This is a genomic window from Tessaracoccus coleopterorum, assembly GCF_011174705.1.
Lineage (GTDB): Bacteria > Actinomycetota > Actinomycetes > Propionibacteriales > Propionibacteriaceae > Arachnia > Arachnia coleopterorum.
In genome coordinates this window covers 319,412-332,688 of the sequence record NZ_JAANIJ010000001.1, presented here as the reverse complement: position 1 = coordinate 332,688, position 13,277 = coordinate 319,412, and the positions used below count along the sequence as shown (strand labels likewise).

The window sequence follows — 13,277 nt, the reverse complement described above, 5'->3', positions numbered from 1 at the left end:
TTTGTCTGCTGTGGGAAGCACCAGAACTGCGGCGGGCGGAAGCACCGGAACGGTCGTCGTGATCGGCAACTTCGACGGCGTCCATGTCGGACACCGAAGCGTGCTGCAGGAGGCGACCCGGGGATGGACCACCTTCCGCTGGTCGTCGTCACCTTCTGGCCCCATCCCGTCACGGTGCTGCGCCCGGATCTGGCGCCCAAGCTGCTCACCGACCTGCGCACCCGCATCGAACTGCTCAAGGAGGCGGGCGCCCACGAGGTGCGGGTCGTCCGGTTCGGTCCCGAGGTCGCAGGGCTCACACCCGCGGAGTTCGTCGAACGTTTCCTGATACCGCTGCACCCTGTGCGCGTCGTGGTGGGGGAGAACTTCCGGTTCGGCCACCGCGCCTCCGGCGACGTGAAGGTGCTCGCCGAGCTCGGCGCGGGCCGGTTCGAGGTGCACGGCATGCCGCTCGCCACCGTCGACGAGCAGGTGAGCTGCTCCAGCGGGATCCGCGACCTGCTCGCGGCGGGCGATGTGGCGGAGGCAGCCAAGCATCTGGATCGCCCCTTCCGGTTCCGTGGCGTGGTGGTGGTGGGTGACCAGCGGGGCCGCGAGCTCGGCTTCCCCACCGCGAACCTGAGTGTGCCCTCGGACCTGGCCGTCCCCGCCGACGGCGTCTACGCGGGCTGGGTGACGCGCCTGGACGAACCCGGCGCCGAACCGATGGCCGCCGCCATCTCGGTGGGCACGAACCCGACCTTCGACGGCGCCGACCACCGGGTCGAGAGCTACGTGATCGACCGCACCGATCTGGAGCTGTACGGCGTGGAGATCGCCGTCGACTTCGTGGCCCGGCTGCGCGGCCAGGTGAGGTTCGACGGGGTAGACGGGCTCATCTCGCAGATGAAGGACGACGTCGAGGCGGCCTGTGCCGAACTCGGGATCACCAGGCGCCTCTGACACGGCCTGAGACATGGCAGAGCCCCCGGGACCTCCCGGGGGCTCTCAGTCTTCTGGGGTCAGCGCACCGTCAGCGACTTCTTGTAGACGGCGTAGTGCTTGCTCGCCTCCTTGCCCTCCTCCACCTGCTGCACCTCGGGATCCTCCACGAAGAGGTGCTCGCCGGTGGGGTGGTACTCGAGCGACACGTACAGCGGCACGGCCTTCTCATTGTTCGGGTCGACGGCGAGATAGACGGCGGTGTGGCCGGCCGAGCGGGCCTCAGCCTCGAGGAACCCACTCAACGCGCGACCGGCACCGAGGCGTCTGGCCCCGGGGTACACGTACATGTTGCGCAGTTCGGGCGCGTACTCCTGGCTTTCGAGGTCGAGCAGGGCGGTGCCGATGGGCTCGCCGTCGTTGAACGCGACCGCGAAGATCAGCGAACCGGCCTCCTGCGCCGCAAAATGCTTGTCGACGAGGCCCAGGTCGGGTCGTGCCTGTCGGGCGCGGAGCAATGCGAGATCATCCGCGGTGACCCGCCGTACCGTGATGGCCATGTCTCTCCTTCGTGACGTAGCGTCGGTCCCAGCCTAGCGGCTGTGGCACCCCGGCGGGGCAGCGCGAGGTTTGGGATACCCGGAACCACGCCCCACCGATTAGGCCGCCGTCCGGCCCCGATGCTAAAGTGCAGAGGTTGCCGTCAGATCGGCCACGGCCTCGTAAGAGCCCGAAAGCATCCGCGAGTGGGGCGCCGTGCAGCGGACGAAGGGAGTCCCGAAGATGGACGCTGAAATGAAGAAGACGATCATCGAAGAGTACGCGACCACGCCTGGCGACACCGGTTCGCCCGACGTGCAGATCGCTCTGCTGACCAAGCGGATCGCTCACCTCACCGAGCACCTGAAGCAGCACAAGGGCGATCACCACAGCCGTCGCGGCCTGATGCTCATGGTCGGCCAGCGCCGCCGCCTGCTCAACTACGTCGCCAAGAACGACGTCGAGCACTACCGTGAGCTGATCGCGCGCCTCGGCCTGCGTCGCTGAGCTCGCTCGAATCGCTTCAGGCGGGGCATCCCTTCGGGGGTGCCCCGCCTCTTTTCGTCGGCCGTCAGAGCGCGATGAGCCGATCGGTGTCGCCGAACACCTCGAGCCCTGCGGCCGCCCCCGTGCCCGCGAAGAGCATGGAGCCGTCGTGGCCGGTGTGGTGGATCGTGACCCGGGCGTCGAGGGTCTCCTCGACGCGACGGTGCATCGCGGTGCGCAGCGGGGCGTGCAGCAACCCGCCCGGGCCGGGTCGCTCCGAGTGCCAGCACGCCGTCGGGACCCTGCATGCGCCAGGTGACGTGGTCGTCGGTGATCTCGAGGACGGTGTCGCGCGACCCGTTCCAGGTCGCCCAGGTGCTGATCCGGCCCGCCCGCCGCAGCGCCACGATGGAGCCGCGGAAGGTGCGTCCGACACCGGGATGATGGCGCATGACGCCGTCAGCGAGCCGTCATCCGGTGCGCCCTCCAGGTCGCTCAGATGGTTGCTGGCGACCCACACGTAGCCCGATGGGAACGACCTTCCCCAGTCGGTCTCCAGGTAGCCCTGCCGCCCTGGAAGGACGTCGGCCGGCCCTCGACGATGAGGGTGCCTTCGAGATCGTGGCCGAACGACACGATGCCGTGCCTGCATTCCATGACCGGCACGTAGCCGTACCAGCCCATGATGCCCGGCACCCGCGCCGTCACCGGATACGGGTCGATCCCGCCGGGGTAGGTGATCCGGCCGTCAGCTGCGGCAGGTCGAGCTGCACACCGGTGGAGTCGAACCGGTTGGGGCCCACCTCGACGGCGAACGCCCGGTCGGAGGCGCGGAAGTCGGCGGCCGGGAAGCGGTGGTACCAGGAGCGGCCCGTGAGCCCGTCGAGCACCTGCACGAACGCCTCCCCGGCCGGGTCCCGGGTGCCCGGAACACCCGGGGATGACCGCCCAGCGCTGGTTGAGGTCGGGGAGATGAGCTTGCAGTACCACCCTCGAAGTAGCCGCCGCGCACGCCTCGGCCGTGGAAGGCCTCCGGATGCCGCACGCCCGTCAGCCAACGCGCCGGTGTCACCATGTCGTCTCCCTGAGGCCGAGCGTCTCCGTGGCCGGGCTGGGATGCCCGAACCGGTGATTCGTCACACACACGGACTGCTCCCGCACGTAGGGAGGAGCCCCGCCAGGCCGGGCAGGGGCGGCCCGGGATGGACGGTGGCGTCGATGTCCGTGCCGAGCAGCGCCGTGAGTGGGCGGCCGCCCAGGTACCGGATCCGGCCGGTGGCGGCGCCGTCGAACGCTGCGTCGTCTGTCACCTCCCACGTGGCGCCCGCCGAGCCGATGAGGGCGGCGAGGTCATCTGCGGGTCGGGCCGCGAACGAGAACCGCACCGGGGCCCCGTCGCCACCGCGGCCGACAGCTCCCGCAGCACCGCTGCCACCTCGTCGGTCTCCACCCGGACCGTCACGGGACGGGGCGGTAGCGCAGCACGTTCAGCTCAGAGGTCAGGGCAGAGGGGTCGTGCGGCACCCCGACGGTGGTGCGGACGGCCGCCTCATCGGCGGCAACCACCGCGGCGAAGTCTTCGCCTGCCAGCGGCGCCGCGTCCCGGAGCAGCCGGGCGAGGCGGGGGAGCGACACCGTGACTGTCCGCGAAGACGGCGGCGCGGGACGGAGCGCACCGAGCGCGCGGACGTACCCGGGCCCTCCCGCCTTTGCGCCGGGACCGACCGCCGAGCGCTTCCAGCCGCCGAACGGCTGGCGGCGCACGATTGCGCCGGTGATGGTCCGGTTGACATACAGGTTTCCCGCCTCGACGGCGTCGAGCCAAACCCGGATCTCTGCCGCGTCCAGCGAGTGCAGCCCCGCGGTGAGCCCGAATGCGGTGCCGTTCTGCCACCGGATCGCCTCCTCGAGGGAGTGGGCGGACATCAGGCCGAGGACGGGCCGAAGTACTCGACCAGGTGGTACTCGCTGCCGGGGCGGACGCCGGTGCGGATGCCGGGCGTCCAGAGGCGCTCGTCGAGCCGGCGGGGGCGAGCAGCCAGGATTCTCCCGGGCCGAGCCGGGTGAGCCCCCGCAGCAACTTGTCGCCCGGCGGCTCGGTGAGCGGGCCGAGCTGGGCGGCCGGGTCTCCGGGACCCGCGACGACGAGGGAGGCCGCTGCGTCGACCACCTGGTCCAGGAACCGGCGCGAGCGGGCGACCGGGCCCACCAGGATCCCCAGCGACGCTGCGGAGCATTTCTGGCCCGAGTGGCCGAAGGCTGAGGCCACCAGGTCGGCGGCCGCGAGGTCCAGGTCGGCCGAGGGGGTCACCACGATGGCGTTCTTGCCGGAGGTCTCGGCGAGCAGCGGCAGGTCGGGGCGCCAGGAGCGGAACAGCTCCGCCGTCTCGGCAGCGCCGGTCAGCACCACCTGGCCCACCTCCCCGTCGGTGATCAGGGCGCGTCCGAGCCTGCCGTCGTCGACCACCGCCAGCGAGACGAGGCCGGGCGGAAACCCGGCCCGGTGACACGCGTCGACGAGCAGGGCCCCGGTGCGCCGGGTCGCGTGCGCCGGCTTGAGGATGACGCCCGACCCGGCGGCGAGGGCGGCGGCCACGCCCCCAGAGGGATGGCGATGGGGAAGTTCCAGGGCGACGCGACCACCGTCACCGCGGGGGCACGTGGACGGCGCCTTCGGGACCGGACCCGGCGAGGGTCGCGTAGTAGTGCGCGAAGTCGCAGGCCTCGGAGACCTCCACGTCGGCCTGGTCGATCAGCTTGCCCGCCTCGTCGGCCGCGACGGTGATGAGGTCGCCACGGGCCGCCTCGAGTTCCGCGCCCAGCCGGTGCAGCAGCCCGGCCCTTTCCGCGGCGGGCCTCCGTGCCCATGCCCGGCCCGCCTCCGCGGTGCGGGCGATGAGGGCCCGCACGCCGTCGGCGTCACCCAGCCGGGCCCCGGCCACCGCATCGGTGCCCGGCGCGCCCGCGGGCAGCCGGTCGCGGATCGCGTCGGCCCAGGCCTGGTTCGTCGGGAGCGCAGGATCGGAGTCGGGGGTGTTGACGAAGGCCGGGCCGACGGCGGGTCGGGTCTGCTCCACCCAGCCGGTGGGTTCCGGGAGGCGGTGCGCGGCCGCCGCCCGGAACCGTCGCTCCTCCAGGTCGAGGAACGCGCTGTCGGTGCCGAGTGCCGCGGCCCCGACATGAAGTTCTCGGGCGCAGCGTTCTCCTCGAGGCGGCGCACCAGGTAGGAGACGGCCGAGTCGTATTCGGCGCGCGGCACCACCGGCACGTACAGCCTCAGGCGGCCCACCTCCCGCAGCAGGACCCGCTGCAGCGGCACGGCCATGCCCGACAGCATCTCCAGGTCGACGGCGTCGGTCACGCCCCGGGCCTTCGCGAGTTCCCAGGCTGCGGCAAGCGAGAAGACATTGTGGCTGGCCACACCGACCCGGACGCGCCGCGCCCGCTCCGGGTCAGGCAGCGGTCCAGCGCGGCGAGGAAGGAGGCGTCGGTTGCCTCCTTCGACCCGTGGACGGGAAGCGCCCAGCCGTGCACCTCGGCCTGAACCCGCTCCATGGCGAGGTTGGCGCCCTTGACGAGCCGCACCTTCAGCGGGGCGCCTCCCGCTGCGACGCGACGCGCGGCGAGGTCGTCGACCCGGTCGAGCACCAGGGGCGACTCCCGCAGGTACGTCTGGACGGCGAAGCCGGCGCGGAGCCCCAGCAGGTCGGGGTCGAGCGTGAGCCGCTCCAGCACGTCGAGGGTCAGGTGCAGGTCGCGGTACTCCTCCATGTCGAGGTTGACGAACTTGTCGGTGCGGGCCGCCAGCAGCATGAGGGACGGAGGCGGGCGACCGCGTCGTCGACCGCCGACGCATGACCCCATGCCGCGTGCTGCCCCAGCACGGAGGAGACCTTGATGGACACGTAGTCGACGTCGTCGCGCCCCAGCAACGCGATGGTCGCCCCAGCCGGTCGGAGGCGTGGCGGTCGCCCAGCACCGCCTCACCGAGCAGATTGACGTTGAGGTCGGCGCCCGAGGAGCGCAGCCGGCCCAGCGTCGGGCCGAGCGAGCGGCCCACGTCCACCACCAGGTCGCCGACCAGGGCCTCGAACACGCGCCGCACCACGGGAAGCAGCGGCCGCGGCGCCCGGGCGACGACGCCGCGCAGCCCGAGCCGCAGCGGGGCCGGAAGGAACGGTGCGGGTGTGTGGGCCAGACGGCGCAGGGCCGCGGCCGACACCCGCGGATCCTCGGGGCGCAGCACCAGGTCGACGAAGTCGAGCGTGAACCGCAGCCCGTCCTCGTGACGCAGCACGTCCGCCAGCAGGGTCGCCGCGCGCGGCTCCGGGAGGGTGCGGCAGGCCTCGGCCCACCTCCTCGCGGTCGCGACCGCGTCGTCGAGATGTTCCGCCGGCGAACTCATCCGCATGACACCATCGTGGCCCAGCGCACGCTGTGGCGCCGGTGATTGGTGGGAACCGGTAGGATGGTGGCCGCACAACCACATATCGACTTGGATTGTGTTCTTCAGTCCAGCCGCCCAACCCGATGTCCGTCTGGTCCTCGGTAGTGACCTTCGGGTGCCCAGTGCGCCCCGCAGGTCTCGATCGAAGACCGGCAGATGCGGCAGGTAACAAGATCCTGCCCCGGGTTGGGCTGCGCCCAACCGAAAGGAGCCTGTCCGTGGAAGGACCAGGCATCGAATTCGCCGAGGCCGTAATCGACAACGGCAAGTACGGCAAGCACGTCGTCCGCTTCGAGGCGGGTGCCCTCGCCCAGCAGGCCGACGGCTCCGCCGCCGTCTACCTCGACGGCGACACCATGCTTCTGTCGGCGACCACCGCCCAGAAGACCCCGCGCGACGCGATCGACTTCTTCCCACTCACCGTGGATGTCGAGGAGCGCATGTACGCCGCGGGCCGTATCCCCGGCTCGTTCTTCCGTCGTGAGGGACGCCCGGGCGAGGGCGCGATCCTCGCGTGCCGCCTCATCGACCGCCCGCTGCGCCCCGCGTTCGTCAAGGGTCTGCGCAACGAGGTCCAGGTCGTCGTGACCGTCCTCGCGCTGAACCCCACCGTGATGTACGACGTCGTGGCGATCAACGCGGCGTCCATGTCGACCCAGATCGCGGGCCTCCCGTTCTCCGGCCCGATCGGCGGCGTCCGCGTCGCCCTCATCGAGGACCAGTGGGTCGCCTTCCCGAGCGTCGAGCAGGTCGCCTCGTCCAGCTTCCAGATGGTCGTCGCGGGCCGCGTGCTCGCCGACGGTGACGTCGCGATCATGATGGTCGAGGCCGGCGGCACCGACGCCACGTGGGACAACGTCCGCGCGGGCAAGACCGCCCCGACCGAAGAGGTCGTCGGGCACGGCCTCGAGGCCGCGAAGCCCTTCATCAAGGCTCTCTGCGACGCGCAGTCCGAGTTGGCGGCCAAGCTGCCCAAGGAGACCTACGACTTCCCGGTCTTCCGTGACTACCAGGACGACGTGTTCGAGGCCGTCTCCGAGCTCGCCTCTGACCGCGTGGCCGAGGCCATGACCATCGCAGGCAAGCAGGAGCGCGACGACGCCACCCACGCCATCCGGCAGGACGTCACCGAGCAGCTGAGCGACAGGTTCGCCGACCGTCTGAACGAGGTGTCGGCCGCCGTCAAGGCGCTGACCAAGAAGATCGTCCGCCACCGGACCCTCACCGAGGGCATCCGCATCGACGGCCGCGGCCCGAGCGACATCCGTGAACTGTCGGCCGAGGTCGCGGTCATCCCGCGCGTGCACGGATCGGCGCTGTTCCAGCGCGGCGAGACCCAGATCCTGGGCGTCTCCACGCTGAACATGCTCGACATGGAGCAGAAGATCGACACGCTCTCGCCGGAGTCGACCAAGCGCTACATGCACAACTACAACTTCCCGCCCTTCTCGACCGGTGAGACCGGCCGCGTCGGGTCGCCGAAGCGTCGTGAGATCGGCCACGGCGCCCTCGCCGAGCGCGCCCTCGTGCCCGTGCTTCCTTCCCGCAGCGAGTTCCCCTACGCGATCCGTCAGGTGTCCGAGGCGCTGGGCTCCAACGGCTCCACCTCGATGGGCTCGGTCTGCGCGTCGACCCTGTCGCTGCTCAACGCCGGTGTGCCCCTCAAGGCCGCCGTCGCGGGCATCGCGATGGGCCTCATGTCCGAAGACGTCGACGGCGAGACGAAGTACATCGCGCTGACCGACATCCTCGGAGCCGAGGACGCCCTCGGCGACATGGACTTCAAGGTGGCGGGCACCCGTGACTTCGTCACCGCCCTCCAGCTCGACACCAAGCTCAACGGCATCCCCGCCGTCGAGCTGCAGAAGGCGCTGCTGCAGGCCCGTGACGCGCGTCACACCCTGCTCGACGTCATGCACGAGGCCATCGACGTGCCCGATGAGATGAGCCCCTACGCGCCGCGGATCATCTCGCTGCGCATCCCCGTCGACAAGATCGGTGAGGTCATCGGCCCGAAGGGCAAGATCATCAACCAGATCCAGGACGAGACCGGCGCGAACATCGCGATCGAGGACGACGGCACCGTGTACGTCGGTGCCGAGACCGGCGAGGCGGCCGATGCGGCCGTCGCGCAGATCAACGCGATCGCGAACCCGCACATGCCGGAGCGCGGCGAGCGCTTCCTCGGCACCGTCGTGAAGCTCACCAACTTCGGTGCCTTCGTGTCGCTGATGCCGGGCAAGGACGGCCTGCTGCACATCTCGAAGCTGCGTCCGTTGGCCGGTGGCCAGCGCGTCGAGGCCGCCGAGGATGTGCTGTCGGTCGGCCAGAAGCTGCAGGTCGAGATCTCCGACATCGACGACCGCGGCAAGCTGTCGCTGGTTCCGGTGATCGAGGAGACCGAGGCCGCGGCCGAGTGACCGCTGGTTGATGTCGATGACAGGCGCCGCGCTGCGCGCAACGACCTGGCTCGCATCCGGCGGAGACGGGGCCTGCTGAGCACACGCCCGTGCCGGATCCGCTGAGGCGCCGGGACCCATTGGGTCCCGGCGCCTCTTTGCTGCGTCCCGACGCTGGTCGGCCTGCGGTTGAGCCCGAAATGCCGGTCGGGGAGACGGCTCCTGCCCAGGTGCCGACGGGCAGTTCCCCGATCCGCGTGCTGCGGCGGTGCTCGTCGTCACGACGCCCACCTCACCGAGGCCCGGGGGCCGGAACCTGCTCGAATGCCGCGGGCAGGGAAGAGGGTAGAGCGCCGGGCCGCAGAGCGCCACGCGTATCCGACGCGGCACGCTAGCCCTCGCGCAGCAGCCTCATCGCCGCCTTCGCGTCGGGAACCAGCTCCACACCGTCGGGGGCGCGGGTCGTCGGATCATGACGACGCGGGCGCAGGCCTCGTCCGCCACCCGGAGCTTCGCCGCCGTCGCCTCCCCTCCGGAGTCCTTCGTGACGAGGCAGTCGATGCCGTGCTCTGCGAACAGGCGCCGTTCGCCGTCGAGCGTGAACGGCCCGCGGGCCAGTTCCAGCCTCCATCCGGTCGGCAGGGCGCCCGCCGGCGGCTCGGCGACGCGGGCGAGCACGAAGCGGTCGTCGAGCGCGGGGAGTAGTCCAGCGTGTGCTGCCTGCCCACTGTCAGCAGCACCGCGCGAGATGACCGCTCGTTGCGTCGACGCCGAGCGAAGGGAGCCGCGGTGTCGAAACCGGTGACCCGACCCGCATCTCCCGACCCCGGCGCAACGACCGCCGCCGCGGCCGCCGCATGGTCGTCGACCCAGACCCACCGATCGGCGTGCGGATGCGAGGCCCACCCGGGGCGGTTCACCCGGATCAGGCGAACCTCCAGATCGGCGCACGCCTCCGCCGCGTTGCGCGTGATCCCGGCGGCGAAGGGGTGGGTGGCGTCGACCACGGCGGTGACGCCGCTCTCGGTGAGGAAGCGGCGCAGCCCTCCGCCCCGCCGAACCCGCCGACCCGGACGGACTCCGACAGCAGCGGGTCGGCGGTGCGTCCCGCCAGCGACTGCAGGTTGGGGACGCCGCGCCGGTCGAGTTCGGCGCACAGCTCGCGCCCCTCCGTCGTGCCGCCGAGTACCAGGATCACGGGGCAAGGCTATCCCGGCGGATGGGTTGCCGGGCCGACGTGTAGGCTGCTGTCGTGATCCTGCACCTTCTCCGCCACGGCCAGTCGGTGTGGAACGTCGAGGAGCGCGTGCAGGGCCAGACGCATCATGTGCCCCTGACTGCCGACGGCGTCCGCCAGGCCGAGGACGCCCGCAACCGGCTGGCCGGGCTCCCGCTCGTCGCCGTCCTCAGCAGCGATCAGGTGCGCGCCCGGCAGACCGCCGACGTCGTCGCCGCCGCGCACGGCCTGCCAGTGCGCGAGACGGAACTGCTGCGCGAGCAGGGACTCGGATCGCTGGAGGGCAGGCACTACGGCGAGCTGGAGGAGGAGGCCACACCCGAGGGCGTGCACGTCTCGGAGGTGCGGTGGGGCGGGGGAGAGTCGATGGCCGACGTCGCGGCGAGGCTCCGCGTCCTGGTCGGTGAGCTACGCGCCGAGTTCGCCGACGCCGACCAGGTCCTGCTCGTCTCGCACGGTGACACTCTGCGCATCCTGTTGGCGATCCTGGATGGTGGCGGTCATCGCGACGTCGACTGGGTCACCTACAGCACCTGGCCCAACGGTCACGTCGAGACCCGCGCCCTTGACGTGGGGTGAGCCCGGCACCACCAACCACGGCCGCCGCCTCCGCCGGTGTCGTGCCCGCGCCGCTTGCTCCGCCGCACGAGGCGTCGGTGGAGTCTGCGTTTCGAAACCGATGAGCCTGCCAACGGGCGCCGACAGCGCCACTGATACCCTCGCCTTCATGTCTCACACCCTCAGCCGTGCCATCGGGATCGGCCTCGGGTGGTGGCGGATCAGCTGTTCGGCGACCCACACCGGCACCATCCCGTGGCGTGGTTCGGGACCTGGGCCTCTCGTGTCGAACGGCCGCTCTACGCCGACGACCGGTCCCGCGGGCGGCCTATGCCGCGGCCACCGTCGCCCCCGTCGCCGTGGCCGGGATCGTCCTCGAGCGCGCCACGCGCCGCAACGCGATAGCCCACGCGGCGGCGACGGCGCTGACCACCTGGGCCGTGCTCGGCGCCCGCAGCCTCGCGCGCGAGGGCGAGCTGATGGCCGACCGGCTCGACGACGGCGACCTCGACGGCGCGCGCGCCCGGCTCGGCAACCTGTGCGGGCGCGATCCGTCCGGCCTCGACGAGTCGGAGCTGGCCCGCGCCGCGGTCGAGTCGATGGCCGAGAACACCGCCGACGCTGCCGTGGCCTCACTGTTCTGGGGAGCGACGGCGGGCATCCCCGGCATGGTTGTGCACCGGGCCCTCAATACGCTCGACGCCATGGTCGGGCACAGGAACGACCGTTACCGCCGCTTCGGCACTGCCGCGGCCAGGCTCGACGACGCCGCCGACTGGCTGCCCGCCCGGGTCACCGGCGCGCTGGCCTGTCTCCTCGCCCCCTCGTCGGCGGGCGCACCCGGGACGCCTGGCGGATCATGCACCGCGACGCGCGGGACCACCCATCCCGAACGGTGGTTGGTGTGAGGCCGCGTGGGCGGGCGCGCTCGGCGTCCAACTCGGCGGCCGCAACGTCTACTTCAGCCGGGTGGAGGAGCGCGGCCTCCTCGGCGACGGCCCCCGCCCCACCGCGCGCGCCCTCCGCAAGGCGTCACGGCTGGTCACCGCGGTGACACTCGCCTCGGCCTCGGCCATCGCCTGTGTACATGTCGTGGTACGCCTGAACGTGTGGCGATACAGGCCGTCCTCAACCGGGGCAGGGACCTGTGCGCGCAAGGATCGACGGAAGGGAAGGCGATGACCGGCTTGCTGATCGCGGGGACGTCGTCGGATGCAGGCAAGAGCCTGTTCGTCACCGGGCTGTGCCGGGTGGCGCGGAGGCGCGGCATCGACGTCGCGCCGTTCAAGTCGCAGAACATGAGCAACAACTCGATGGTGTGTGTTGACGGCTCCGAGATCGGGCGCGCGCAGTACCTGCAGGCGACCGCCGCGGGCGTGGTGCCGTCGTCGCTTCTGAACCCGGTGCTGCTGAAGCCCGGCACAGACCGGAGGTCGTTCGTGGTGCTCCGCGGGCAGCCGCACGGGACGCTCGAGGCGGGGAGTATGCGACCTCGCGGACGCACCTGGCCGACGCCGCGTACGCAGCCTATGAGGAGCTCGCCTCCACGCACGACCTCGTCATCTGCGAGGGAGCAGGCTCCCCGGCGGAGATCAACCTGCGCCGCGGCGACTACACCAACATGGGCCTGGCCAGAAGGTTCGACCTCCCGACTGTGCTCGTCGGCGACATCGACCGCGGTGGGGTCCTCGCCTCCCTCTTCGGCACCTGGGCGCTGCTTGACGACGCCGACCGCGCGCTGCTCGCAGGCTACGTCATCAACAAGTTCCGCGGTGACCGGTCCATCCTCGCCCCCGGCCTCGACGACATCTCCAGCCGCACGGGGATGCCCAACTTCGGGTGCTGCCGTACCTGGCCGGGGTATGGGTCGATGGCGAGGATGCTCTGGAGGTGGGGCGATGGAGGGGCGACGGCGTCGCCGCCGACGCCGCCGACGACCTCACCGTCGCCGCCGTCCGCCTCCCGCGCATCTCGAACGCCACCGACATCGACGCTCTGGCGCAGGAACCCGGGGTCAGGGTCGTTGTCACCGTCGACCCGCGCGAGGTCGAGCGGGCCGACGTCGTCGTCCTCCCCGGCTCGCGGTCCACGCTCAGCGACCTGGCCTGGCTTCGAGAGACGGGCATCGCCGACGTCATCGTCCGCCGCGCCGCCGCCGGGCGTCCGGTGTTGGGCGTCTGCGGCGGTTTCCAGATGCTCGCCCGCACCATCGACGACGACGTCGAGGGCGACGGCGGCGCGCCCGGCCTCGGTCTCCTGCCCGTCGACATCCGCTTCCACGCCGAGAAGGTTCTCGGCCGCCCCACCGGCCAGTGGCGCGGGCACGCCGTCGACGGCTACACAATCCACCACGGCCGCCCCACCGTTGATCCCGGTGCCGAGCCGTTCCTCGACGGCGCGCACACGGGCTCCGCCTGGGGCACCATGTGGCACGGTTCCCTGGAGTGCGACGACTTCCGCCGCGCCTGGCTGTGGGAGGTCGCCCGCGAGGCGGGATCACCCTGGCAACCGCGCGACAGCGGCCGCGGCTTCGCGGCGCTCCGCGAACAGATGATCGAGACGACGGCCGACGCCATCGAGACCCACATCGACGCCGACGCCCTCCTCGGGCTGGCCCGCTAGCGTTTCTGTGTCAGAGGTCCGTCGATCAGCGGTGGTGCTTCGGAGGATGGATCGCAGGGCCGAGGAC

The 13,277-nt window shown here is 71.5% G+C and carries 15 protein-coding genes and 5 pseudogenes; 8 read left to right on the top strand and 12 right to left on the bottom strand.

What is annotated here, in order from left to right; genetic code table 11:
* Position 1 precedes the first annotated feature (1 nt).
* Positions 2-942: pseudogene (locus G7085_RS02150) on the top strand (bifunctional riboflavin kinase/FAD synthetase).
* 59 nt (positions 943-1,001) lie between these two features.
* On the opposite strand, the gene G7085_RS02145 reads toward G7085_RS02150, so the two are convergent.
* The gene (locus G7085_RS02145) at positions 1,002-1,481 is read right to left on the bottom strand and encodes a GNAT family N-acetyltransferase (RefSeq protein ID WP_197509816.1); all 480 of its coding nucleotides are present in this window, start codon (positions 1,479-1,481) and stop codon (positions 1,002-1,004) included.
* Positions 1,482-1,704: 223 nt separating this feature from the next.
* On the opposite strand from G7085_RS02145, the gene rpsO reads away from it, so the two are divergent.
* Positions 1,705-1,968 carry a 30S ribosomal protein S15 gene (gene rpsO / locus G7085_RS02140; protein ID WP_197512703.1) on the top strand — a complete coding sequence of 88 codons (264 nt, stop codon included), beginning with the start codon at positions 1,705-1,707 and terminating at the stop codon, positions 1,966-1,968.
* Between the two features lie 64 nt (positions 1,969-2,032).
* On the opposite strand, the gene G7085_RS02135 is transcribed toward rpsO, so the two are convergent.
* The 10 genes and pseudogenes from G7085_RS02135 to G7085_RS02095 all read right to left on the bottom strand — a co-directional run bounded on the left by G7085_RS02135 (position 2,033) and on the right by G7085_RS02095 (position 5,879).
* Positions 2,033-2,467, bottom strand: coding sequence for a hypothetical protein (locus G7085_RS02135; RefSeq protein ID WP_197509815.1), 435 nt, complete (start codon positions 2,465-2,467; stop codon positions 2,033-2,035).
* Complete coding sequence (locus G7085_RS02130; protein ID WP_197509814.1) at positions 2,443-2,655, bottom strand: hypothetical protein; 213 nt, start codon at positions 2,653-2,655, stop codon at positions 2,443-2,445. Before G7085_RS02130 ends, G7085_RS02135 begins: the two co-directional genes overlap by 25 nt.
* Positions 2,652-3,005: a hypothetical protein gene (locus tag G7085_RS02125; protein ID WP_197509813.1), complete on the bottom strand. Its 354-nt coding sequence runs from the start codon at positions 3,003-3,005 to the stop codon at positions 2,652-2,654. Before G7085_RS02125 ends, G7085_RS02130 begins: the two co-directional genes overlap by 4 nt.
* Before the next feature lie 78 nt (positions 3,006-3,083).
* The gene (locus G7085_RS02120) at positions 3,084-3,332 is read right to left on the bottom strand and encodes a hypothetical protein (RefSeq protein ID WP_197509812.1); all 249 of its coding nucleotides are present in this window, start codon (positions 3,330-3,332) and stop codon (positions 3,084-3,086) included.
* A 73-nt stretch (positions 3,333-3,405) separates the two neighbouring features.
* Positions 3,406-3,873 (bottom strand): aldehyde dehydrogenase family protein, encoded by a 468-nt coding sequence (locus G7085_RS02115; RefSeq protein WP_197509811.1) that lies wholly within the window; start codon positions 3,871-3,873, stop codon positions 3,406-3,408.
* A 217-nt stretch (positions 3,874-4,090) separates the two neighbouring features.
* Positions 4,091-4,543, bottom strand: a pseudogene (locus G7085_RS33860) (aldehyde dehydrogenase family protein); the annotation flags it as partial.
* Positions 4,544-4,592: 49 nt separating this feature from the next.
* Positions 4,593-5,024 (bottom strand): aldehyde dehydrogenase family protein, encoded by a 432-nt coding sequence (locus G7085_RS29115; RefSeq protein ID WP_331715423.1) that lies wholly within the window; start codon positions 5,022-5,024, stop codon positions 4,593-4,595.
* A gap of 158 nt (positions 5,025-5,182) precedes the next feature.
* Positions 5,183-5,368 (bottom strand): annotated as a pseudogene (locus tag G7085_RS33855) (proline dehydrogenase family protein); the annotation flags it as partial.
* On the bottom strand, positions 5,305-5,760 hold the full coding sequence (locus G7085_RS02100; protein WP_197509809.1) for a proline dehydrogenase family protein: 456 nt from the start codon (positions 5,758-5,760) through the stop codon (positions 5,305-5,307). The pseudogene G7085_RS33855 and the gene G7085_RS02100, both read right to left, overlap by 64 nt.
* Positions 5,691-5,879, bottom strand: a complete 189-nt coding sequence (locus tag G7085_RS02095) for a hypothetical protein (protein ID WP_197509808.1) — start codon at positions 5,877-5,879, stop codon at positions 5,691-5,693. The genes G7085_RS02100 and G7085_RS02095 overlap by 70 nt, the downstream gene beginning before the upstream one ends.
* A 29-nt stretch (positions 5,880-5,908) precedes the next feature.
* Between G7085_RS02095 and G7085_RS02090 the strand changes: the two genes are divergently transcribed.
* Together G7085_RS02090 and G7085_RS02085 are read left to right on the top strand one after the other, a co-directional pair.
* Positions 5,909-6,397 (top strand): hypothetical protein, encoded by a 489-nt coding sequence (locus G7085_RS02090; protein ID WP_197509807.1) that lies wholly within the window; start codon positions 5,909-5,911, stop codon positions 6,395-6,397.
* Between the two features lie 215 nt (positions 6,398-6,612).
* Positions 6,613-8,814 (top strand): polyribonucleotide nucleotidyltransferase, encoded by a 2,202-nt coding sequence (locus tag G7085_RS02085; protein WP_197509806.1) that lies wholly within the window; start codon positions 6,613-6,615, stop codon positions 8,812-8,814.
* A 390-nt stretch (positions 8,815-9,204) separates the two neighbouring features.
* On the opposite strand, the pseudogene G7085_RS23435 reads toward G7085_RS02085, so the two are convergent.
* Positions 9,205-9,991 (bottom strand): annotated as a pseudogene (locus tag G7085_RS23435) (cobalt-precorrin-6A reductase).
* A 54-nt stretch (positions 9,992-10,045) separates the two neighbouring features.
* On the opposite strand from G7085_RS23435, the gene G7085_RS02070 reads away from it, so the two are divergent.
* The 4 genes and pseudogenes from G7085_RS02070 (at position 10,046) to G7085_RS02060 (ending at position 13,210) form a co-directional block, all read left to right on the top strand.
* The gene (locus G7085_RS02070) at positions 10,046-10,609 is read left to right on the top strand and encodes a histidine phosphatase family protein (protein ID WP_197509803.1); all 564 of its coding nucleotides are present in this window, start codon (positions 10,046-10,048) and stop codon (positions 10,607-10,609) included.
* A 338-nt stretch (positions 10,610-10,947) separates the two neighbouring features.
* Positions 10,948-11,496, top strand: coding sequence for a cobalamin biosynthesis protein (locus tag G7085_RS23430; RefSeq protein ID WP_231979145.1), 549 nt, complete (start codon positions 10,948-10,950; stop codon positions 11,494-11,496).
* Positions 11,438-11,770 (top strand): cobalamin biosynthesis protein, encoded by a 333-nt coding sequence (locus tag G7085_RS29110; protein WP_269451993.1) that lies wholly within the window; start codon positions 11,438-11,440, stop codon positions 11,768-11,770. The genes G7085_RS23430 and G7085_RS29110 overlap by 59 nt, the downstream gene beginning before the upstream one ends.
* Positions 11,767-13,210: pseudogene (locus G7085_RS02060) on the top strand (cobyric acid synthase). The gene G7085_RS29110 and the pseudogene G7085_RS02060 overlap by 4 nt, the downstream one beginning before the upstream one ends.
* Positions 13,211-13,277: the final 67 nt, after the last annotated feature.

Bases quoted from the DNA above. Each gene is read 5' to 3' on its own strand.
- G7085_RS02145 (WP_197509816.1), bottom strand. From the start codon at position 1,481: ATGGCCATCACGGTACGGCGGGTCACCGCGGATGATCTCGCATTGCTC.
- rpsO (WP_197512703.1), top strand. From the start codon at position 1,705: ATGGACGCTGAAATGAAGAAGACGATCATCGAAGAGTACGCGACCACG.
- G7085_RS02115 (WP_197509811.1), bottom strand. From the start codon at position 3,873: ATGTCCGCCCACTCCCTCGAGGAGGCGATCCGGTGGCAGAACGGCACC.
- G7085_RS02100 (WP_197509809.1), bottom strand. From the start codon at position 5,760: ATGCTGCTGGCGGCCCGCACCGACAAGTTCGTCAACCTCGACATGGAG.